The 21,247-nt window shown below is 43.6% G+C and carries 19 protein-coding genes and 7 pseudogenes; 7 read left to right on the forward strand and 19 right to left on the reverse strand.

Annotation, left to right across the window (positions count from 1 at the left end):
* Positions 1–42: 42 nt before the first annotated feature.
* A pseudogene (locus XZ46_RS19210) lies at positions 43–487 on the reverse strand (IS630 transposase-related protein); the annotation flags it as partial.
* A 157-nt stretch (positions 488–644) separates the two neighbouring features.
* On the opposite strand from XZ46_RS19210, the gene XZ46_RS19215 reads away from it, so the two are divergent.
* Positions 645–839, forward strand: coding sequence for a hypothetical protein (locus tag XZ46_RS19215; protein ID WP_006669249.1), 195 nt, complete (start codon positions 645–647; stop codon positions 837–839).
* 18 nt (positions 840–857) lie between these two features.
* On the opposite strand, the gene XZ46_RS19220 is transcribed toward XZ46_RS19215, so the two are convergent.
* Positions 858–1,280: a heavy metal-responsive transcriptional regulator gene (locus XZ46_RS19220; protein WP_006616244.1), complete on the reverse strand. Its 423-nt coding sequence runs from the start codon at positions 1,278–1,280 to the stop codon at positions 858–860.
* Between the two features lie 9 nt (positions 1,281–1,289).
* Positions 1,290–1,589 carry a hypothetical protein gene (locus XZ46_RS19225; protein WP_006616243.1) on the reverse strand — a complete coding sequence of 100 codons (300 nt, stop codon included), beginning with the start codon at positions 1,587–1,589 and terminating at the stop codon, positions 1,290–1,292.
* Between the two features lie 362 nt (positions 1,590–1,951).
* Between XZ46_RS19225 and crtD the strand changes: the two genes are divergently transcribed.
* Both crtD and XZ46_RS33005 read left to right on the forward strand, forming a co-directional pair.
* Entirely contained in the window at positions 1,952–3,517 is a 1,566-nt protein-coding gene (gene crtD / locus XZ46_RS19230) for a C-3',4' desaturase CrtD (protein WP_006624164.1), read from the forward strand.
* Between the two features lie 60 nt (positions 3,518–3,577).
* Positions 3,578–4,454 (forward strand): IS630-like element ISAtsp1 family transposase gene (locus XZ46_RS33005; protein WP_157883454.1). Its coding sequence is split into 2 segments (ribosomal slippage): positions 3,578–3,907 and positions 3,909–4,454, totalling 876 coding nucleotides; the frame shifts between segments, so codons are not numbered across the junction.
* Between the two features lie 548 nt (positions 4,455–5,002).
* Here the strand turns inward: XZ46_RS33005 and XZ46_RS19245 are convergent.
* From XZ46_RS19245 to mnmG, 6 genes and pseudogenes are all read right to left on the reverse strand, one after another.
* Positions 5,003–5,396, reverse strand: a pseudogene (locus XZ46_RS19245) (hypothetical protein); the annotation flags it as partial.
* A 70-nt stretch (positions 5,397–5,466) separates the two neighbouring features.
* Entirely contained in the window at positions 5,467–6,174 is a 708-nt protein-coding gene (locus XZ46_RS19250) for a Uma2 family endonuclease (RefSeq protein WP_006624159.1), read from the reverse strand.
* A gap of 57 nt (positions 6,175–6,231) precedes the next feature.
* The gene (locus tag XZ46_RS19255) at positions 6,232–7,455 is read right to left on the reverse strand and encodes a glycosyltransferase family 2 protein (RefSeq protein WP_006624158.1); all 1,224 of its coding nucleotides are present in this window, start codon (positions 7,453–7,455) and stop codon (positions 6,232–6,234) included.
* A 3-nt stretch (positions 7,456–7,458) separates the two neighbouring features.
* Entirely contained in the window at positions 7,459–7,671 is a 213-nt protein-coding gene (locus XZ46_RS19260; RefSeq protein ID WP_006624157.1) for a hypothetical protein, read from the reverse strand.
* 82 nt (positions 7,672–7,753) lie between these two features.
* Positions 7,754–8,248, reverse strand: a complete 495-nt coding sequence (locus tag XZ46_RS19265) for a DUF1269 domain-containing protein (RefSeq protein ID WP_006624156.1) — start codon at positions 8,246–8,248, stop codon at positions 7,754–7,756.
* A gap of 173 nt (positions 8,249–8,421) precedes the next feature.
* Positions 8,422–10,335: a tRNA uridine-5-carboxymethylaminomethyl(34) synthesis enzyme MnmG gene (mnmG, locus tag XZ46_RS19270; protein WP_006669245.1), complete on the reverse strand. Its 1,914-nt coding sequence runs from the start codon at positions 10,333–10,335 to the stop codon at positions 8,422–8,424.
* A gap of 1,092 nt (positions 10,336–11,427) precedes the next feature.
* On the opposite strand from mnmG, the gene XZ46_RS19280 reads away from it, so the two are divergent.
* A complete protein-coding gene (locus XZ46_RS19280) occupies positions 11,428–12,417 on the forward strand; it encodes a hypothetical protein (RefSeq protein ID WP_006669243.1) in 990 nt (329 codons plus the stop codon).
* A 27-nt stretch (positions 12,418–12,444) separates the two neighbouring features.
* On the opposite strand, the pseudogene XZ46_RS38415 reads toward XZ46_RS19280, so the two are convergent.
* The 9 genes and pseudogenes from XZ46_RS38415 to XZ46_RS30370 form a co-directional block, all read right to left on the reverse strand.
* Positions 12,445–13,504: pseudogene (locus XZ46_RS38415) on the reverse strand (adenylate/guanylate cyclase domain-containing protein); the annotation flags it as partial.
* A 186-nt stretch (positions 13,505–13,690) separates the two neighbouring features.
* A complete protein-coding gene (locus tag XZ46_RS19295) occupies positions 13,691–13,912 on the reverse strand; it encodes a hypothetical protein (protein ID WP_006669242.1) in 222 nt (73 codons plus the stop codon).
* 86 nt (positions 13,913–13,998) lie between these two features.
* A complete protein-coding gene (locus XZ46_RS19300) occupies positions 13,999–14,532 on the reverse strand; it encodes a Rab family GTPase (protein WP_006624149.1) in 534 nt (177 codons plus the stop codon).
* A 4-nt stretch (positions 14,533–14,536) separates the two neighbouring features.
* The gene (locus XZ46_RS19305; protein ID WP_006624148.1) at positions 14,537–15,505 is read right to left on the reverse strand and encodes an OmpA family protein; all 969 of its coding nucleotides are present in this window, start codon (positions 15,503–15,505) and stop codon (positions 14,537–14,539) included.
* A gap of 12 nt (positions 15,506–15,517) precedes the next feature.
* On the reverse strand, positions 15,518–16,162 hold the full coding sequence (locus XZ46_RS19310; RefSeq protein WP_006624147.1) for a hypothetical protein: 645 nt from the start codon (positions 16,160–16,162) through the stop codon (positions 15,518–15,520).
* Positions 16,163–16,223: 61 nt separating this feature from the next.
* Positions 16,224–17,167 (reverse strand): annotated as a pseudogene (locus XZ46_RS33015) (IS630 family transposase).
* Positions 17,164–17,556 carry a hypothetical protein gene (locus XZ46_RS19330; protein WP_006624145.1) on the reverse strand — a complete coding sequence of 131 codons (393 nt, stop codon included), beginning with the start codon at positions 17,554–17,556 and terminating at the stop codon, positions 17,164–17,166. The pseudogene XZ46_RS33015 and the gene XZ46_RS19330 overlap by 4 nt, the downstream one beginning before the upstream one ends.
* Before the next feature lie 306 nt (positions 17,557–17,862).
* Positions 17,863–18,153, reverse strand: coding sequence for a hypothetical protein (locus tag XZ46_RS19335; protein ID WP_006624144.1), 291 nt, complete (start codon positions 18,151–18,153; stop codon positions 17,863–17,865).
* 107 nt (positions 18,154–18,260) lie between these two features.
* A pseudogene (locus XZ46_RS30370) lies at positions 18,261–18,602 on the reverse strand (HNH endonuclease); the annotation flags it as partial.
* Between the two features lie 165 nt (positions 18,603–18,767).
* On the opposite strand from XZ46_RS30370, the pseudogene XZ46_RS34610 reads away from it, so the two are divergent.
* A pseudogene (locus tag XZ46_RS34610) lies at positions 18,768–18,950 on the forward strand (IS4 family transposase); the annotation flags it as partial.
* 5 nt (positions 18,951–18,955) lie between these two features.
* Here XZ46_RS34610 and XZ46_RS19340 read toward each other — a convergent pair.
* Positions 18,956–19,832 (reverse strand): IS630 family transposase gene (locus XZ46_RS19340; RefSeq protein ID WP_006669240.1). Its coding sequence is split into 2 segments (ribosomal slippage): positions 18,956–19,303 and positions 19,305–19,832, totalling 876 coding nucleotides; the frame shifts between segments, so codons are not numbered across the junction.
* Between the two features lie 59 nt (positions 19,833–19,891).
* Between XZ46_RS19340 and XZ46_RS19345 the strand changes: the two are divergent.
* Positions 19,892–20,299 (forward strand): annotated as a pseudogene (locus tag XZ46_RS19345) (transposase family protein); the annotation flags it as partial.
* 63 nt (positions 20,300–20,362) lie between these two features.
* Positions 20,363–21,239, forward strand: a protein-coding gene (locus tag XZ46_RS19350; RefSeq protein WP_006669238.1) for an IS630 family transposase whose coding sequence is annotated in 2 segments (ribosomal slippage) — positions 20,363–21,109 and positions 21,111–21,239 — 876 coding nt in all. Because the reading frame shifts where the segments join, the coding sequence is not laid out codon by codon here.
* Positions 21,240–21,247: the final 8 nt, after the last annotated feature.

Raw genomic sequence — 21,247 nt, forward strand, 5'->3', positions numbered from 1 at the left:
TAGCACCATATCTTTTATTCCCTGTCAACCTGCGGAATGTAGGTTCATGCCAGCTTCATCGAGGTAAACCAACCCTTCCGGCTCCATCTGTTCAATCTGAGTCATAAACTCCTCTCGCTGTTGCTCATCACGTTCTTGGTAGCCGTAAGTTTTTTTTTCTGGTGAAGCCAATTTTCTTCAAGGCTCTGGATATGGTGCGAGGAGAGATGTCGTCATCCCAAAGTTCAGCCATTTGAGCGGAGGTTTTGTGGCCATGCTCTTGGGCAAAAGCCTTGAATTTCTGCCAGTCGGTAATTTTGTGGTTATTGCCAGGTCGGTGATGAGGTTTAGGGAGGAAGTCTCCGGTCTGTGCTTTTCTTTGCAGCCAGAGATTAATGATGTTCCTGCTGACATGGAAAACTTGACTGGCTTCTGTTTTGGGCATACCGTCTAGTTCAATGGCATCAATAACTTTTTGTCTGAGGTCGTAACTATAGGGGGCTGGCATTTTTGGTCTTCTTAGTCATCTCGTCCTCTCCATTATACGTCCTAAGTGTTCTGTCTTGTGCTATATTTTCGGGCATTGCAGCCCTATTTGATGCCTGAACGTCTCGCACAACTCAGTTACACTATAGGTATTATCCTAAAAATAATAATATAACCCCATGGCACAACAACTAAAGCGCTGGGAGTCCCCGCGTCGCCAAGGGCGCAACCACAAAGGTAAAGGTGGTGCGGCTAGAATGCGACAGCTAAAAAAACAACAGCAACAGTTGCGTAAACAACTCCAAACCAACCAACCCAAAGACCAACACCAACACCAAAACCCAAAATCACCAATTCAGGGGAAGGATAAATGATCCTTCCCTCTTTTGATTTTAGGGTTTCAGTTGAATATTGGGGCAAATAGTATCAGCCATGCGACTCGCTGACGGCTGATCTTCCCACTGACTCAGTAACTCCTGAAGTTCTCCCTTCAAGCCTTCTAGGGCGATAATTTGTTGATTAATATCCGCTACCTTAGCTTGTAAACGCTGCTTCACTTGGTCACAGGGAATGTCACCACGATCGCGAATTTTCAGAATTTCCGCAATTTCCGCCAAACTCAACCCCAACCCTTGCGCGCGTTTAATAAATGCCAGTCGGGTCAATACTTCCGGAGCAAATAGCCGATAACCCGACCTGCTACGATCAACAGTCGGCCAGAGTAACCCAATATCATCATAGTAGCGAATTGTTTTCACCGATAAACCACTTTCGGCCGCTACCTCTCCAATTTTCAGCAACTTATCAACCCCCAACCTAACTCATTAGTAGGGAGGACGAGGCTTTTTATTCTGAGTCAGCATAGGTAAGGAAGGACGGGAACCACTCGGCGGTAAATAGTATTCCGGCGCGGTTTCGGTTTGTTGTTCCACTGGCGATCGCTGTATAAGCCACCAACGCCAGGCTACCGCTACTCCCACGGTTCCCAGACCGAGACTCAACAGCGGTAAACTCGCAGTTACACCACCAATTACAGTATCAACCGCCCCAACTGTAATCACAAAACTGACAATTGGTTCTCTGCGGTAAGCAGACTTTAAAATTCTCGGTAACAAAGCGTTCATATTACTTTGACTCTGCTGTTTAGTATTAGTTTAGACGGAATCAGACTCAACCAGGTTGCTACAGCATTTAGGCTCCTTGTGAATTGTAGGGCAGCTAGGTCAACTTGAAAAGTCGCTTAGGTATCAATTTTTTGATCACCCCCCTACTCGTCCCTACTGGTCCCTACTCCTCCGACCCTCACCCTTACCCTTCCCCAATACGATTATAACTTCAGTCTCGGTGAACTGGAAACCGGGATAGTTTGACAAACCTACTCACCACCCGCCCGATTAGATTTTAACACAATACAGAGCCAAAATAGGTAGTTAAGATTCCCCAAAATTTGCTATAATCCAAAACCAGCATTCCCACCTAATAATTAATGAAAGAAATTGATAACCTTCCCCGTCCAAATAGGGTAATTGTAATTGGTGCTGGTATAGGCGGATTAACCACCGCCGCACTACTGGCTCATCGAGGATATTCCGTGTTAGTCCTCGACCAAGCCATAGTTCCGGGCGGCTGTGCTTCCACGTTTAAACGTAAAGGTTTTACCTTTGATGTAGGGGCGACCCAAGTGGCTGGTTTAGAACCCGGCGGCATTCATCATCGGATTTTCTCGGAATTAGAAATAGACTTACCAGCCGCCACCTTCTGCGACCCTGCTTGTGCGGTATTTTTACCCGGAGAAACCCAGCCGATTCGAGTTTGGCGAGACCCAGAAAAATGGCAGCAGGAACGACAAGAACAGTTCCCAGGGAGTGAAAAGTTTTGGCAATTAATGGGAACTCTATTTGAAGCTAGTTGGCGGTTTCAAAGTCGCGATCCGATTTTACCTCCTCGGAATTGGTGGGATTTAGTGCAACTGGTGAAAGCCTTGCGTCTCGATACCATGATTACCCTACCTTTTACCCTATTGACGGTAGGGGATCTATTGCGGATCTATGGAATAGACAACGATCGCCGTCTGAAAACCTTTCTGGATTTACAATTAAAATTATACTCCCAGGTGAACGCCGATGAAACGGCATTACTGTATGCAGCCACAGCGTTGGGAGTATCCCAATCACCCCAAGGACTCTATCATTTACAGGGGAGTATGCAAGTATTAAGCGATCGCCTAGTAGCCAGCCTGAAACGGGACGGAGGAACCCTATTAATGGGTCATACCGTAGAAGCGATCGAAACCGAAAACCGTCAAGTCGTAGCGGTCAAAATTCGCGATCAAAAAACCGGGAAAGTGTGGCGAGAAACCACCGATCTAGTAGTTGCTAACGTCACAGTTCAGAACATAGTTAAGCTATTAGCTTGGGAAAACCACATTTCCACCAATCCCCTCGATCGCATTTACCACCACCGTATTAATAAACTCCCCCCAGCTTCTGGGGCTTTCGTCATTTATTTAGGAGTTGATCAGTCAGCCATTCCCCCCGAATGCCCCCCCCATCTCCAATTTCTTTACGACTATAACCGACCCATTGGCGAAAACAATTCCCTATTTGTTTCCGTCAGCCACCCAGGGGACGGACGCGCCCCCCACGGACAAGCCACCATTATTGCTTCTAGTTTCACAGATACGCAGCAATGGTGGCATAACCCAGATTATCAGAAACTCAAACACGAATACACCCAACAGGCCATTAATCGTCTAAGTTCCTACTTTCAGCTTACCCCAGAAACAATCATTTATTCCTGTGCTGCCACCCCCCGCACTTTCGCCCGTTATACCGCGCGTGACCAAGGCGTTGTCGGTGGTGTAGGTCAGCGGATTTCCACCTTTGGACCCTTTGGCTTTTCCAATCGTACCCCCATTAATGGATTATGGCTAGTGGGAGACTGTACCCACCCCGGAGAGGGAACAGCAGGGGTATCCTATTCAGCTTTAACCGTAGTCCGACAACTCGAAAACCAGTTCACCCCTCCAAAACATGAGGGCGGCGCAGTATAGCACAAGACAGAACACTTAGGACGTATAATGGAGAGGACGAGATGACTAAGAAGACCAAAAATGCCAGCCCCCTATAGTTACGACCTCAGACAAAAAGTTATTGATGCCATTGAACTAGACGGTATGCCCAAAACAGAAGCCAGTCAAGTTTTCCATGTCAGCAGGAACACCATTAATCTCTGGCTGCAAAGAAAAGCACAGACCGGAGACTTCCTCCCTAAACCTCATCACCGACCTGGCAATAACCACAAAATTACCGACTGGCAAAAATTCAAGGCTTTTGCCCAAGAGCATGGCGACAAAACAGCAGCTCAAATGGCTGAACTTTGGGATGACGACATCTCTCCTCGCACCATATCCAGAGCCTTGAAGAAAATTGGCTTCACCAGAAAAAAAAACTTACGGCTACCAAGAACGTGATGAGCAACAGCGAGAGGAGTTTATGGCTCAGATTGAACAGATGGAGCCGGAAGAAGTGGTCTACCTCGATGAAGCCGGCATGAATAGTCAGGACTCGGATTACCCTTATGGTTACTGCGAGGAAGGAAAACGCTTCCATGCACTCAAATCAGGGAAGAGGCAGGGCAGGGTAAGTATGATAGCCGCATGGTGTCATCAACAACTCTTAGCTCCCTTTAGCTTTGAGGGTTGTTGTAATCGGACAGTGTTTGAGTTGTGGTTGGAGTTCATCTTAATTCCAACATTGAAGCCAGGTCAGACTCTAGTATTGGACAATGCAACGTTTCATAAAGGGGGGCGGATTCCTGAACTGGTGGAGGCAGCTCAATGCCGTTTACTCTATCTACCACCTTATTCGCCAGACCTCAACAAGATAGAGAAATGTTGGTCGTGGCTGAAAGCCCGTATTCGCCACTGCATTGAGCAGTTTGATTCTCTCCATGATGCCATGGATTCCGTTCTCAAAGCTGCGTCCTAACCACCTTGACTAATGCTATACCTGCCGAGAGCCTAAAAGGGGTTTAAACGTACCGTTTATATGGGCATTCCATCTTTAGACTTGTCCTTTCCACCGGGGTACCTTTAAAGGTCTGTGTAGGTGATAACAAGATTACCCTACTTTTCCCCTTGCCCTTTTGGACGCAGCGTATCAACCTATTTCGCTGCTTCTAGATTACGATGGTTCAAGCCGGAACATTCAGATTTCCTTAGTCATGGATGGTTGGCAGTGGTCGGATTGTTGGGATTAGGTTTCCCTCATGCCTTCCGTTCCCCGCTTCAATCTCACGGGTTGTGAATCCTGAAACTGGGGGTGGCTATCGCCGTTACTCTCAACGCCCTGATTTCTCAGTTTGTTTATGACCTTGAGTCCCCTGCCTTGCTTAGATTTCTCCAAGCGTCGGGACATATAAACAGTTATGGGATGGTCAGGAATGTGAATCCCTTATATTCCACCAAGGGGTGAAAGTCCCATTAGGAAGTTATTTCAGGCATTGCAGCCTTATTTGATTCCTAAACGTCTCGCACCTCATCCTCTAGTTGTTGGAATATTTCCCGATAGGTTATCAGATTATCCTCAATCTGGTTCTTTCCTAAGATAGTCGCATCGTACCAGTCCCAGAATTCACTATCGCTGCTGATAGTTCCCAGGGCTTGGTGCCACTAACTTGGCTTTCTTAACCCCGTCTATCACCCCTTGGGGTGTACACTCAAGATTAGCTGTCTTGGGTAGCCGTTTTCCGGTAGGTGGCTGCTTAAACTGCAATAGCAAATTATACCTAGTCCCGGACTTTTGTAACTTGAGTGTCACTCCTTTGGGACATTCCCCTTTAAAGTCTTGATAGGCTTTCAGGAATCTGCTATAGCTCTCATCATAGTTACCCTTTCCCCCCACTGTAGGGAGTTTAGTAGCACTACTCATTTTTTACTCACTTGTTACTCTACTACGGTTTTGAGTAACACCTAAGTAACAGTAGAATGGGGGTTATAGGCTATGTATCAGGTTCAATACCCGCCGCCCGCAATTGGGCGATTAATTTTTCAGATCGTTGACGTTCCTGGTCTAATAGTTCAGTCGCCCATAGGAGTAGGTTTCCCTGTTGATCCCACCAACGTAGCCAGTAGCCAGTGAGATTTTCGCGGGTTCCTTGCTCTGCACCTAAGAAAAGCTGCATTTCTGGTATCCAAAATCTGCCCTGTTCATTAGGTGACTCTAGGTGATATCGTTGGTTCTCGTCTAAACGGTAGAGTTCTAATGTGCCTGTGTCTGTATCAAAAATGCCATAATTAGGTACTTGCAGAATCTGTTGATAGAAAAAGAACTTTCCAGGAGGATAGGTTTCTTTTATTGAATATTCACTCCCACCTGGATCTGATAAAAATTCTAGTACCAGTGCGGGAATATCCCCTTGTAGTCGGGGGGTATAACTACGAACTACCTCTTCCCGATTGACGGTAATTTGCGGAATATACGCCCAATCTGGCGCTTTTATGCTTATTTTACCGTTTATGGTGGCACAAATGCCGTAGTTGGTCGGAGTGAGCGATGTTTCTGGCAGTTTTCCGGCTAACCTTAAACTTTCGGTAACGGCTGCTGCTAGGGCTGGTTGATATATATTATCCACGGGGTCATCGGGTAACACAAAATCATCTGGCAACTTTTCCCAAGTGATAGTGTAAGTTGGGGAAGTGGCTAACATGACTAACCTTGCAGGTATTTGAACACTTTGATGATATCACAATTTGAGAAAGTGGATCTATATTTTATCGGAATTTAGCGAAGATTTATCCAGGGGTTCTCTTTGAGTCCTTACCCATTCTTTTTGGGGTTTAATGAAATAGGTTAAATATAGGGGAATTTTCCACAGTATATACAGGGGGATACCTAAGAGGGTTTTGAGGGGGATAAGCGATCGCCCAAAATTTGCCCAAGCCATACCAATGGCAGTAGTTAGCAGCAGCCCCTCTAGGGCTATGATGATGGTGGGAATAGCAGAGACTCCTAGGCTACTAGCGATTAAGGATATGGCGGATGCACCGACCCACAAAATTACCAGAAGGGAGAGGGGGGGAACACATAGATCTAATGCCATTTGTAACAGTTCAAAACGTCTTTGGCTTAGGGAGGCTTTGAGCAGGCGCGGCACTTGAGTTTTCAGGGTTTGTAAATGACCGTGTTCCCAACGGGTGCGTTGACTGGTGCTGGCGGTTTCGTCTTGGGGAAGGTATCCAATTACTTTGGCTTTGGCTGTAAATTGGGGGGAATAACCAGCGATCGCTAAATCGACACCTAGCTGCATATCTTCGACTATATTACTACTCGCTAAGGATATGCTTTGAATAATTGACCAGGGAAAAGCCATCCCAGTTCCGGTTAATAAACAAGGTCCCCCTAGTTTCGCTAATCCTTGGGGACGCACCCAATTTTTGACTAAGAATGCCAACGCAGAAATGGAGTTCTTGACAGATGGATTGGGGGGTGTTTCCATTAAATATAATGCTTGCACTGGCTTGGCTGTGATTAATGCTTGTTGAGCAATAGTGGCGATCGCTCCTGGTTCCACTAAACAATCAGCATCAATCATAACTACCACCTCTGGCGGGTTTGGCGCTAGGTGGCGTAATCCATAATCGAGAGCATATCCTTTTCCTCGGTTGTCTGGATCTTGCCTTTCCAGAACTTGCACTCCGTTTTCAGTGGCGATCGCTACAGTTTCATCTGTGCAGTTATCCGCAATTACAATTATTTCATCGTCCGGTTTCAGTTGAGGTAAAATATTAGCCAAAGTTTGACCAATAACTAACCCTTCATTATGAGCCGGAATTAATACAGAAATTGTCGGTTCTGGTAGGTCGTCATTTGATATAAAACCTGGGAAATTAAACCCGGCTGCCAAACATTCAACGAACAGAACCATGATCGGAATTGCCCAACCAAAAGCTATTAATCCCAGCGTGAAACCAACCCAGATAGTGATCATTTTTTACATAGGCTCCATTTCAGGCACATCGGCTTCTGGCGCATCTAAATCAACTACAACATTGAGAGATTGGGAAATGAACCATTGACGCGGCACACCTTGAATAGTAATCTTTTTACCATCTCTTTCGATTTTCACATTGCCGCTTACTTTCTCAATATGTATATCTGAATTCATTAAGTAGGTAGCTTTATCTGTAACTTTAATCCACATCATTTAATTGCCTTATTGGGGGGTATATTTGGGGGAATAATTCCAGCTTATCCCCCACATTTTACCAAGCTAAATTAGGGAAAAATTACTCGTCTGCGCCGAAATCTTCCCGTAACTTAGCTTCCTGTTCATTGGTCAAGTTGGATTTAATCAACTCACCTTTTTCTTCATCTTTGAAGGCTTCCTCTACTTTATCTAAAGTCACACTACTGGTTAGTAAAAATAGTGCGGAAGTACCTTCAGTTACTTGATTTCGGACATCTTTGATAAATTCATCATCAATGCCGTAGTCAGTGAAATATCCTGACAATGCTCCGGCTAATGCACCGACCGCCATTCCTAATACCGGAACAAAGAAAATCAAGCCGAATAATAGACCCCAAAAAGCGCCGCCAAATGCACCAGAACCCACTAGGTCAACGGCTTGGGTGGTTTTGGGCTTCTTGCGACCTTGTGGCCAGAATACTATAGCCGCATCTTCGATTTGAATTAAACGTTGTTTCTGGAGTTCAGCGAGTTTAGCCAGAGCATTTTTAGCACCATCAGCGCTATTGTATTTCCAAACTGTTAGAGTTGCCATTGTTATCAATCTGGTGATAATTGTATGAGGGTAGTATAATGATAATTGTATAAAATTGTACAAATTTAAGAAAAATTTTATGATTCGTAGATGGCAATGTGGTTATATTGAAAATAAAAACCGGATTTCTGAATCAATAGAAACCCGGCGAATAGATAGTTAATCATCAACCCTTATTTAATGGCGATCGCCGGTTGACGGTGGCGCACTTCCAGATAAATTAACAAGGCGTTAATATCTGCGGGGTTGACCCCACCAATACGGGAAGCCTGACCAATAGTTAAAGGTTTGATCCGGTTTAATTTTTCCCGTGACTCCATAGATAGGGTTTCAATGGTAAGATAGTCTAAGTCTCGAGGGAGTTGGCGGTTAGCATGACGGCTGATCTGATCAATTTGGTTTTGCTGGCGTTCCATATAGCCGGAATATTTAATCTCAATTTCTGCGCCTTCTTTTTCCTCTAAGGATAACTGAGAATTACCTAGGTGATAATGTTCTAAATTACCATAGTGGAAACCGGGACGACGCAACAATTCCGCCAGACTAATTGACCCTTTAATTTTTTGTTGAGTATCAGAGGCGATCGCTATACCAATTTCGTCGCGTTCCTTAACTCTGGTCTGGTCTAGCCGCTGCTTTTCCGCGATAATATTAGCCTGTTTTTGTTGGAATAATTCCCAACGGCGATCGTCAATTAAACCAATTTCCCGACCCAAGGGAGTTAGGCGGCGATCGGCATTATCCGATCGCAATAATAACCGATACTCCGACCGACTGGTTAACATTCGATAGGGTTCTCGCAGATCCTTCGTACACAAATCATCAATTAAAGTACCGATATAACTTTGTTCCCGAGGAAACACAATCATATCTTCACCGCGCACCAATTTAACCGCATTAATTCCCGCTACAATTCCCTGTGCGGCTGCTTCTTCATATCCAGTTGTACCATTAATTTGACCCGCACAAAATAATCCCTCAATTTTCTTAGTCATCAACGTAGGATAACACTGAGTTGCCGGTAAATAGTCATACTCCACCGCATAAGCAGGTCGTAGCATCACGCAGTTTTCTAAACCCGGAAGACTCCGTAACATTTCTAACTGTAATTTTTCCGGTAAACCCGTAGAAAATCCCTGAATATAAAGTTCAGGAATATGACGGCCTTCTGGTTCAATAAAAATCTGGTGACTTTCCTTGTCAGCAAACCGCACAATTTTATCTTCAATACTCGGACAATAACGGGGTCCTTTGGCATCCACCCAACCGCCATAAACGGGGGATAAATGCAAATTTTCCCTAATTAATCGATGGGTTTCCGCCGTAGTTCTGGTTAAATAACAGTTCATTTGTTCCCTTTCAACCCACACTTCAGGGTCAAAACTGAACCATCGCACTCGTTCATCTCCGGGCTGAGGTTCTAAGTTGCTATAATCAACCGATCGCTTATCGACTCGCGCGGGAGTTCCGGTTTTTAGTCGTCCCGTTTCAAACCCTAAGCGGTTCAGGGTGTCTGTAAGTCCTACGGCGGCGAATTCTCCGGCTCGTCCCGCTGGCATGGATTTGTTACCCACCCAAATAATTCCACCTAAAAAAGTCCCTGTAGTTAGGATGAGCGCTTTACAGGCAAATGCTACACCAAAATAGGTTTTTACTCCTATGATTTCGTCATTTAATCCTAAGACTAAATCCGTTACCATTCCCTCCCGGATTGATAGATTTTCTTGGTTTTCGACTATTTGTCGCATTACTGCTGCATATTCGCGCTTATCCGTTTGCGCCCGTAACGCCCAAACAGCCGGTCCGCGAGAGTTGTTAAGTAGCCGTTTTTGCAGGTAGGTGCGATCGGCCATTTTGCCAATTTCTCCCCCCAGTGCATCGACTTCGTGGGTGAGTTGAGACTTCGCCGGAGCCCCCACAGCCGGGTTACAGGGTTGCCAGCCAATTTTATCTAAATTTAGGGTCAGCAGCAACGTGCGACAACCCAAACGCGCTGAGGCTAAAGCCGCTTCGCAGCCTGAGTGTCCGCCACCGACTACGATGATCTCAAATTCTTCTTGAAAGTCTACGGGTGAATTTACTGTCATAGTTGGGATATTTTACAATGTCGCTCTATTTGATTTTAGGGATATCTAATGATGTTATGGTCGAAGGGAAAGTCACCTTTCCCAACTCCAATTCAAAACCGTGCTTGCGAGTTTCCCAGCACACGGCTCCTGATGTGGATACCCTCTTTGTCAAAGGAACAAGGTTACGACCCCCTGCTTTATGACTTCAACTTTGGGAGCTATATGCTTGCGTTAGTCTTTAAACTCGCTTTCGCCATTAAACTCTTACTTATCGCAGTCTCTATATCCACACCGTGACTAGTGGGCATATCCCAACCATTACAGTTAGGCATTGGCTTTCAGTCACATCCCTTCCCCTTATGAGCTTGCGCTTACACTTTTCACTACTCTACGAGATGTACTCGTAGAGAGCCCAACAGGGGTTTCAACGTTCCGTATATATGGGCATTCCATCTTTAGATTTGTCCTATCCACCGGGGTACATTTTAAAAGTCTGTGTAGGTGTTGATAACAGTACCCTACTTTTCCCCTTACTCTTTTGAGCGCAGCGTGTCAACCTATTTCGCTACTTAATACTTACGGTGGTTCAAGCCAGACATTTGGTTTCCCTAATCATGGATGGTTGGCAGTGGTCGGATTGGGAATAGGTTTCCCTTACGCCTTCCGTTCCCCGCTTCAATCCCAGATTTGTGATTTCTGAAACTGGGGGTGGCTATCGCCTTTACTCTTTCCCAAATCACCCCAAGTGGGTTAAATACTCCTCCTTATAGTATACTTGGAGGATAAATAGTGTATTCTGTGATTTCTTATATGGGATTGACCTTGAGTTCCCTGCCTTGCTTAGTCTATGCTTAGTCTATACTCTAAGCACTCTAAGCGTCGGGACATATATACAGTTAAGGGGTTAGACTGGTTGAAGGTCTAATTGCCCTCTAGGAGGTTATTTCAGGCATTGCAGCCTTATTTGACTCCTAAACGTCTCGCACATTATAGTTATTTTAACATTGATTGGGGATTATCCTATAGATAATTGGGGGCATCACCCTAATTAATTGTGTCCCAGAGGTATAATTGATTAATTAAATGCTGATTTAATCACCCACCCAAATTATGAATATACCCGCTTTAGTGAATGTGGCTATCGGTCTGTTTTTTATTTACCTGATTTTTAGTCTTTTCGTCTCAAATTTACAGGAACTTATTGCCTCTTATTTGTTTGACTGGCGCGCCAAAAATCTGAAAGCATCTATTCAGAGTATTTTGGGGGAACCCATGACCGAAAAGATTTATAATCATCCTTTAATCGGGTCTTTACAAGATTATAAAATTGATAGATTTAACCGGGGTGTGGGTCCTTCTTATATTCCTGATGATACCTTTTCTTTGGCGTTGATTAGTGTGTTGATGGAAACGGCGGGACAAGAATCAAAAATTGTCACTTTATCTGTGGATGATTTTAAGGAGGCGATCGCTTCTCAACCCGTCGCCAAAATTCTCAAGCCGGAACATATAGGATTAATGCGATCGCTCGCTAATCAAGCACAAATTAATTGCTTTGAAAATGATTTTATTAAGGCTTTAGAAAATCAAATAATGGCATGGTTTAATCAATCAATGGAACGCGCTTCTGGTGTATTTAAGCGTCGCGTTAATTTGATGATTTTAGCACTCGGATTTGGTGTGGCTGTCATCATGAATGTGGATAGCATAAATATTGCTAACCGCCTCTCTTTAGAACCTGTCATTCGCCAACAAGTTAGCCAAGATATTCAGATAATTTTAAGTGATAGTGAGTCCTGGCAAAACTATATCAATTGTTTAAGTCAAAATTCCTTAGATAAAAACGACTGTGAAACCATTGTCAGTCGCGATTTTATCAAGATAGCACAAGAGAAACTCTTAGCTCTTCCTTTGGGTTGGAGTTCCGCTAATTTAGCCTACCAATTCGGCGGTGAAATTTCGGGATTGACAATTCTTAGAGTCATTGGTGGTTGGCTATTAACAGCGATCGCTATATCCATGGGTTCTTCATTTTGGTTTGATCTCCTCAACCGATTGATTAATGTTCGCAACGGGGGCAAAAAACCAGATGATACATAACAGTAAATAGTTAACCGTGACAAGTTATCAATTCACATTAGTTGTGGCTTCACTATGATTAAGGCTCGTATTTCTTTTGGGTACTAACAAAAAATAGGTAATCATTTTACCTTTCCCTTTGACATCTATCATCTCTCGCTTTTCAAATAAATACTGATGTTGTAGGAGTTGATAAGTATCCTCAGAAACATGAATTTTACCAGGTACGCCATGGGACTCCATGGGAGATGCAGTGTTAACCGTATCACCCCATAAATCATAAATAAATTTTTTCAAACCAATCACACCCGCCACTACTGGTCCGCTGTGAATACCGATGCGGATACTTAATGTTCGGCTTTGTGTCTTATTTAATTCAGCCATAACTTTTTGCATATTAATAGCCATTTCCGCAATAGCAATAGCATGATCATCTCGACGGTGTGGGAGTCCTCCCACTACCATATAAGCATCTCCAATAGTTTTAATTTTTTCCAATCCATAGGCTTCTGTAAGCATATCAAAAGCCGAAAAAATTTTGTTTAAAAAGTTGACTAAATCCACAGGAGAAAGTTCCGATCCTAACTGGGTAAAACCGACAATATCAGCACATAATACTGTAACTTCCGCAAAAATTTCCGCTACCCGGTTGTTGTTTCAGCTTATCAGCAATTTTTTTAGGCAATATATTAAGTAAAAGACGTTCCGTTTGTTCTCGCTCATGCTGTCAAGCTGCTTCTGTTAATAAGCGTTCCGTAATGTCCCGTAAAATGGCTCATGTGGCGATCGCTTTACCATTTTATAATTTACAATTAATACTACCTTCTACGGAAATTTTCTGACCATCTTTAGTAATTAATTCTGCTTTAATATAATTGACCAACTCTCCCGCCATTATGCGAGCTAAAATCTGCAAAAAATGAAATTTATTATCAGGATGAATCATATCAAAAATAGTGATATTAGATATTTCAGATTCAGTATATCCCAGGGTTTCTTTCCAAGCTCTATTGACATAGATAAAATGACCATCCATCCCAAAAGACTGAATTAAATCACTAGCATTTTCAAATAAATCTCGATATTTTCCTTCACTTTCCGCTAACGCTAGTAATAACAGGATAGTTTCGTTCGTACTTTGAACTAATTTCTGCTCTAAAACCATTCTATCTGTCACATCAGAAAAAAAGATAATTAGCTGATATTCTTGTTTCTGATCATCATAATAGCGATTGACAAAAAAATCTAAGTAAAGGGGGGAGTTGGGGTCAGGAAAACGACCAATTGCTTTTAGTTAAAAAGATGGTAACTCTCCCCGCAATACCTCTATTAACATCTCCTCAGTTCCGAATAGTTCTGGTAAACCATTGCGGATATCTTCACCCGGTTTAAATTGCTCCGGTTCCTCAGAAAAACGATCCACGTTGGTTGACACTTCACAGATGGTTAAATTAGCATCAACAATTAAATATTCTAAGTGATGGGGAACTACAATTTGGGAGCCAAGTTGCTTCATATAATCCTCTGGTATATTCAATCTTGTTTGAGACCCTGATTTTCACTAATTATACCTGATTCGCGCCCTCCTAAAATTGGGAATGATTAAATTTTAACCACCATACTGTAAGCCAATTTTTGGAATATTTCATCCACATAATCACCGGTTTTAGCCGAAGTTTGATAAATACCCAGGGCTTTTTCGGCAACCGGTTGGGGTACATATTGAGTCAATTTTTCCAGGTCTTTTTCCGCCACTAAGTCAGCCTTATTTAAGGCTACAATTATTTCACATTTCGGGTTCATATATGAAAACAAATTCAAGTGTTCAATTAACCGCTCAATAGTTTCTTGGCGACTGAGATCGGCTACCAAAATCACCCCACTGGCTCCCTGTAGGTAAGAAGGCGCAATGGCTTTAAATTTGGTGTGCTCTTCTATATCCCAAATTAACAACTGTAAATTAACCGTTTCTTGCTGTTTGACGTTCTGTAATTCAACCGCTTTGCGGGAAATTTTCACCCCCACTGTTGACAGATATTGGTCGCTGAATTGACGATCTACAAAACGCCGAATTAGGCTGGTTTTTCCCACACTGAAATCACCAACCATACACATTTTTTTAGAAATTGTAGACATTTGATTAAGGTTGTTCTCCCTGGTTATCGTCTGGGTTGTCTATTATTTCAAATACCACAGTTCTCCCCAATAAGAAAGGCTGATGAGATATAACATCTGTAGGTGGCTGGGCGTTACCTACTATCTCTAGGCGCTTGGGGTCGATTCCTTGTTTGGTCAAAGCGTCGCGAACTGCTGTCGCTCGATTGAGGGCTAATTGCTGATTTATAGCAGCACTTCCCCTGAGATCTGTATGACCAATAATTCTCAGCGACAGTTTTGGATACTGATCCAAAAATTCTGTTATTCTGGTTATGATTTTCATATCCTGGGGGTTAATTTGTGCTGAACCGAAATTAAAGTAGATGCGATTTTCTATGCGGACTGGATCTATTTTTAAGGTGCTAAAAACTGATTTGACGCCGGGAATATTATCAAAGGCAGCGGGAATTATTTGAGCATCTCTCATGTGTCTGACTTGACCACTAATAATAACTTGGCGATCGCTATAATTGCTTTCAATATTAACGCAAGCCATTTCATTGCAAATCCCCGTCATGCGTTCCACTTCTCCAGCCGTTACTATAGGCTCTGGCGGTACATCAACAGCGATAATTTGGTTATCTATCTGCAAGTCAGAAGCCGTATATACAGCTAAGTTTTCCGCTAATTCCCGTAATCTTTCATTAGGAACCTTTCCACTCAGTCTTAATTGCTCACCTTCCACTGAGACAGCAATCTTATAAATCGCTAACTCAGGAGTTGCCGCTAGGGTTTGGGCGGTTTTATCTGCTATGCGTCTTTGTAGGTATTCTTGATAAGAAAAATATCCCCAGGGAATTAAAATTAACAACCCGCTCAATACCCCTAAACTGATTAGAGCCACAGGTACTCGCTTCAGTCTTTGTTCACTTACAAATTGAATTAAACTTTCTAATAACTGATGTACAGCAATCGGAATATTGTCGCGATCGCCATCAAAATTCTCGATCAATTCTCCGTAATCTCAAACAATTATACCCATAGTTTGTCGCATTTTTGTGATAAATTCTGGGCTGGGTTCCCCTTTAGTTACCACAGCGAAATAACAGTAACCTGCCACCTCTAGGATGATTTTAGAATTCCCATACTCAATCTCATTTAGTTCTGAATAATTATTAATTTGGACAATGCAATCATTCACAAAACTGCGAATAGCAGTTAACATCCCTGCCACCATTTCTGACTCAAGGCTATAGCTACCAGAAGCCTGCACCTCCGAAATCACTAACCCTGAGTTTTTATGAATTAAAAATATGGCTTGAACTGCAAAAGGTATAGATTCTTGAAGGATTAATTCTGCTTCCGAAACCCCCTTAACTTTAGCTTTAATTTTCCGCGCCACTCCCTCCACACTAAAAGCATTAGCTACTTTGTCGTTAATATTCTGAACAGCCTCGGCTAGATATTTACTGATGGTATTACCAATCACCGGATATAAAGCATCTACCATCGCATCACTTTCTAGGCGAATTTGCTCCTTAATAGCTTTACCCATTTCTGGCGCTAAAGCATTAGCTATGGCATTTTGATCTAATTTTCTTTGCTCACGAAGAGCGATCGCTATTTCCTGCGCTAAAGCCTTCGCCACTTCTTCCGGGCAGTTTTTCATGTGCTGAGAAATAGCCCCAGGTAATAAATCAGCGATCGCACTACAGCCTTTATCTCAATCATTAAGCACAGTAACAACACTTGGTAAACCAGTTATTCAAACACTGTAAATCCACAAGGCTTACCGCCACTTCTACCAATCTCACTAATAATTCCATGGTCTCCGTCCTGAACTTGCACACTACACTTTTGAGCTGTGACCACATCATCTCTATCGGGTTAAACTCAGGGGAATACACCGGCAGATATTCTACCCTGGCTCCTACTGACTCTATCATTTCTTTGACTTCTTCTCGATGATGAGAATTTCAGTTATCCATTACCACTACATCTCCTTTTTTTAATTTTGGCAATAAATCTAACTTGATGAATTGGAGAAAATCCTCTTTTTTCATTGACCCTTATAATGTTTGAGTCGCTACCACTCCGGAGAGCTTAATTGCACCAATTATTGTCATTTTTTGACCTCGATAGGATTTCCGCAGTTCATAGACTTTTTTCCCTTTCGTCGCTCTGGCTAAGGGTCTGCTCATCCCTACCCATAACCCACTGTCATCAATAAACACAAGCTTTTCAGGAGCTACATCTCTAATTCTTTACCAATAATCTACTCGCGCTTTCTGTACTTCTTCAGTTACTACTTTTTCGCTCCTGTATGTTTTTTTTTGAGACTTATATCGTGCTGCTTTAAAAATCTATCTATCATGGTCGTACTGACATTTATGCCCAGCTTGTCTCTGAGCTTCTCACTATATTGCCATAAGGTCAGGTCGGGGTGGGCTTCTACAATATCTATCACGGCTTCCTCATGCTGAGATCAAATGCTTTTCTTTTTAGTGCCACACTTACGAGGAGATAAGTCTCCCGTTAATCGATACTGTTTGACCAGTCGCCTTACCGTGTCTGGACTCACCAAAAAGCGTTTCGCTACTTTTCGGATAGAAGTGTCTCCTTTTTCATAGGCTTCTACTATCTTTTTCCGAAAATCTAAAGAGTAACGGCTCATGGTAGTTGGTTGTGATAACTTATACAATAGCCATACATTATACCGTACTTTGTGTTTTGTGTAAAGGCTGTAATCATCCCCGACTTGTCTTGTCGCTTTTTCCCCGCAATAATTTCATCAATAATCGGCACAATTGAGTCTATAACGTCTTGTTTAGACAGAACCATTTTATCATTAATGATAGCTGTTAGAGCCGGGAGTAATAGGTTAAAAATCTGGTCAGGATCATCAAATTTATCCTGAACCGCTTGCAGTTTCTGTTCCGCTGACTGAATTGGGCTCTGTAGCCTCGGTAACTCAGTCTCAAGATAACTTTTAGTGACTTTTTCAAACTCCGAGAATTTGGAACCTAGCAGCAGATCCTGTAATGGGTCGAAAGGGTCGGACAAGTCCTGACTTAGATCTACTTCTGTATCGCTGGTTTGGTTTTATGGCGGCGCAGAAACAGAGGTTTTCTCCTCCTCCAAATCATAACCATTATTATTATTTGCATGAGATTTAGCAGTTTCTCCAGACTGGACAGACACTGGATCATCAAAATACTTACTAAACTCATTTGGGGAAATTTAAATTAATCGAACCGCCTTAGTCACCACTTCCTCATCCTCTGGGATTAACTCAGAGAATGCTGTCTCTACCTGAGTCTCTATCTTCTTAGTAGTCTCTACCTTCTTAGTCTCTACCTGGGTAAAATCTTATGGTTGAGCAGAAAGTAGATCCTCCCTTTTCACACCCAGATTTTGTGAATTACTTTTCCGAGAATATGAGGATTTGTGTTCATGCTTAATATTGCTATTTTGAGATGGATAATTATCAACTTTGGGAGTTTGAGGTGAGTTAGTGATAGATTCATCATTAGGCTTCCCAAGCAACACATCAATCAAAATATCAACCAACTCATCCAGTTGTGGTTCAGACTCAACAGATTCTAACTCAACCTCTTGTGATTGATTTATGCTCTTGGGAGTTTCTTGCGATCTAGTCATAAATGCCACCCCTGATAGATAATTCAGTCAAGTAGGGGTCGAGAGAGATGTCGCCATCTCCCCCTCCCATACAAAACCGTACTTGAGACTTTCACCTCATACGGCTCCTAATTTGATTGCTCCATTGTTAGGGATACAGCGTTGACATTATCTAATGCCGTCTTATCATCGTGGGTGTGGCGATGTAGTAGTTGAAGATTTTTGTATTCATCCTTTCCGCCTAAGCTTCGAGGTACAATGTGGTCTACTTCAATTAAATCCGATGGTGCAAAATACTGTCCGCACCAGGTACATCTGCCTTTTTGCTTTTTGAGTAGTTTTGCTACCCTATTTGGCGTGTCAATTGCTTGTCCTTTCCTAGTTGCCCAGTAAGTCCAATTTCCGTCATATGGTGTTGCGTCAGGGCGTATCAGGGTGTGTCTGACAATCGGAGTCCAATTATGTTGCCACTCAGTACAGGACAAAAAAGCTGAAAGTATTAGCGAAAAGGGAATCTAGCCGAAAATTCTGAAGGGGGCGCTCCGGGCTGAGGTGAAAGTCGAGGGGTGGGGGGGTAGCGCCAAGTTGGGGTGAGAGGGTTAGATCGGAATTACCACAAACCAAACTTCCCTCTCATGAACGAGCTTAACCGATTACGAGACACTTTGCGCCCTCACTTGCCCTGGCACGGGGCGAGATTAAACTTTGTCTGCCTGTTCCTGATGGCGCTATTCCAAACAAAGACGGTTAATCTGATGGAAATAGCGACTGTATTCGCAAATCCTGTGCAAATTTCCTCAAATTATAGCACTAGTCAATACGGTTAGGACGCAGCCTTGAGAACAGAATCCATGGCATCATGGAGAGAATCAAACTGCTCAATACAATGGCGAATGCGGGCTTTCAACCACGACCAACATTTCTCTATCTTGTTGAGGTCTGGCGAATAAGGCGGAAGATAGAGTAAACGGCATTGAGCTGCCTCCACCAGTTCAGCAATCCGTCCCCCTTTATGAAACGTTGCATTGTCCAATACTAGAGTCTGACCTGGCTTCAATGTTGGAATTAAGATGAACTCCAACCACAACTCAAACACTGTCCGATTACAACAACCCTCAAAGCTAAAGGGAGCTAAGAGTTGTTGATCACACCATGCGGCTATATAGCTCACCCCTGCCCTGCCTCTTCCCGGATTTGAGGGCACCGAAGCGTTGTCCTTCCTGGCAGTAACCATAAGGATAATCCGAGTCTTGACTATTCATGCCAGCTTCATCGAGGTAAACCAACCCTTCCGGCTCCATCTGTTCAATCTGAGCCATAAACTCCTCTCGCTGTTGCTTCCAACGTTCTTGGTAGCCGTAAGTTTTTTTTCTGGTGAAGCCAATTTTCTTCAAGGCTCTGGATATGGTGCGAGGAGAGATGTCGTCATCCCAAAGTTGAGCCATTTGAGCGGAGGTTTTGTGGCCATGCTCTTGGGCAAAAGCCTTGAATTTGTGCCAGTCGGTAATTTGGTGGCTATGACCAGGTGGGCGATTAGGTTTAGGGAGGAAGTCGCCGGTGTGTTCTTTTCTTTGCAGCCAGAGATTGATGGTGTTCCTGCTGACATGGAAAACTTGACTGGCTTCGGTTTTGGGTATACCGTCTAGTTCAATTGCATTAATAACTTTTTGTCTAAGGTCGTAACTGTAGGGGGCTGGCATTTTGGGTCTTCTGTAGATATCCTTGCCATTATACGTCCTAACTTTTCTGTCTTGTGCTATACAAGCGATTACAACGTTTTTTTCGGCAATTCAAATTTGACCGGGCAGAGATTGCCCGTTTCGTCGTTAGCCTCATTGACATTCCCCAACCTTGGACTCTTAGTCTCGACCGCACCTGTTGGTCTTTCGGTCAAACCCATTTCAACATCTTGATGTTGGCAGTCGTCCACGAGGGGATTGCCTTTCCCCTGCTGTGGACGATGCTTGACAAAAAGGGCAATAGCAACAGTGGCGAACGCATGGACTTATTCGACCGCTTCGAGGCACTATTTCCTGACGTGGAGGTGGCTTGTCTGACCGCTGACCGGGAATTTGTGGGGCGAGATTGGCTCTCGTATCTTCTCATCGACCCCGAGGTTCCTTTCCGCCTACGCATCCGCCACAGCGAGCTGATTAGTCCTAAGTTATAGCACAAGACAGGAAAGTTAGGACGTATAATGGAGAGGACGAGATGACTAAGAAGACCCAAAATGCCAGCCCCCTATAGTTACGACCTCAGACAAAAAGTTATTGATGCAATTGAACTAGACGGTATGCCCAAAACAGAAGCCAGTCAAGTTTTCCATGTCAGCCGGAACACCATTAATCTCTGGCTGCAAAGAAAAGCACAGACCGGAGACTTCCTCCCTAAACCTAATCACCCACCTGGCAATAACCACAAAATTACCGACTGGCAAAAATTCAAGGCTTTTGCCCAAGAGCATGGCCACAAAACCTCCGCTCAAATGGCTCAACTTTGGGATGACGACATCTCTCCTCGCACCATATCCAGAGCCTTGAAGAAAATTGGCTTCACCAGAAAAAAAACTTACGGCTACCAAGAACGTGATGAGCAACAGCGAGAGGAGTTTATGGCTCAGATTGAACAGATGGAGCCGGAAGGGTTGGTTTACCTCGATGAAGCTGGCATCAATAGTCAAGACTCGGATTATCCTTATGGTTACTGTGAGCAAGGACAACGCTTCCATGTCCTCAAATCCGGGAAGAGGCAGGGCAGGGTGAGCATGATTGTGGCATGGTGTCATCAACAACTCTTAGCCCCCTTTACCTTTGAGGGTTGTTGTAATCGGACAGTGTTTGAGTTGTGGTTGGAGTTCATCTTAATTCCAACACTGAAGCCAGGTCAGACTCTAGTGCTAGACAATGCAACGTTTCATAAAGGGGGACGGATTCCTGAGCTAGTGGAGGCGGCTCAATGCCGTTTGCTCTATCTACCACCCTTATTCGCCAGACCTCAACAAGATAGAGAAATGTTGGTCGTGGTTGAAAGCCCGCATTCGCCACTGCATTGAGCAGTTTGATTCTCTCCATGATGCCATGGATTCCGTTCTCAAAGCTGCGTCCTAACCACCTTG

The organism is Limnospira indica PCC 8005, assembly GCF_000973065.1.
GTDB lineage: Bacteria > Cyanobacteriota > Cyanobacteriia > Cyanobacteriales > Microcoleaceae > Limnospira > Limnospira fusiformis.

Excerpts from the sequence above, each read along its gene's own strand:
- XZ46_RS19215 (WP_006669249.1), top strand. The coding sequence starts at position 645 with ATGGCACAACAACTAAAGCGCTGGGAGTCCCCGCGTCGCCAAGGGCGC.
- XZ46_RS19225 (WP_006616243.1), bottom strand. The coding sequence starts at position 1,589 with ATGAACGCTTTGTTACCGAGAATTTTAAAGTCTGCTTACCGCAGAGAA.
- crtD (WP_006624164.1), top strand. The coding sequence starts at position 1,952 with ATGAAAGAAATTGATAACCTTCCCCGTCCAAATAGGGTAATTGTAATT.
- XZ46_RS19250 (WP_006624159.1), bottom strand. The coding sequence starts at position 6,174 with ATGTTAGCCACTTCCCCAACTTACACTATCACTTGGGAAAAGTTGCCA.
- XZ46_RS19255 (WP_006624158.1), bottom strand. The coding sequence starts at position 7,455 with ATGATCACTATCTGGGTTGGTTTCACGCTGGGATTAATAGCTTTTGGT.
- XZ46_RS19260 (WP_006624157.1), bottom strand. The coding sequence starts at position 7,671 with ATGATGTGGATTAAAGTTACAGATAAAGCTACCTACTTAATGAATTCA.
- XZ46_RS19265 (WP_006624156.1), bottom strand. The coding sequence starts at position 8,248 with ATGGCAACTCTAACAGTTTGGAAATACAATAGCGCTGATGGTGCTAAA.
- mnmG (WP_006669245.1), bottom strand. The coding sequence starts at position 10,335 with ATGACAGTAAATTCACCCGTAGACTTTCAAGAAGAATTTGAGATCATC.
- XZ46_RS19280 (WP_006669243.1), top strand. The coding sequence starts at position 11,428 with ATGAATATACCCGCTTTAGTGAATGTGGCTATCGGTCTGTTTTTTATT.
- XZ46_RS19295 (WP_006669242.1), bottom strand. The coding sequence starts at position 13,912 with ATGAAGCAACTTGGCTCCCAAATTGTAGTTCCCCATCACTTAGAATAT.
- XZ46_RS19300 (WP_006624149.1), bottom strand. The coding sequence starts at position 14,532 with ATGTCTACAATTTCTAAAAAAATGTGTATGGTTGGTGATTTCAGTGTG.
- XZ46_RS19310 (WP_006624147.1), bottom strand. The coding sequence starts at position 16,162 with ATGAAAAACTGCCCGGAAGAAGTGGCGAAGGCTTTAGCGCAGGAAATA.
- XZ46_RS19335 (WP_006624144.1), bottom strand. The coding sequence starts at position 18,153 with ATGACTAGATCGCAAGAAACTCCCAAGAGCATAAATCAATCACAAGAG.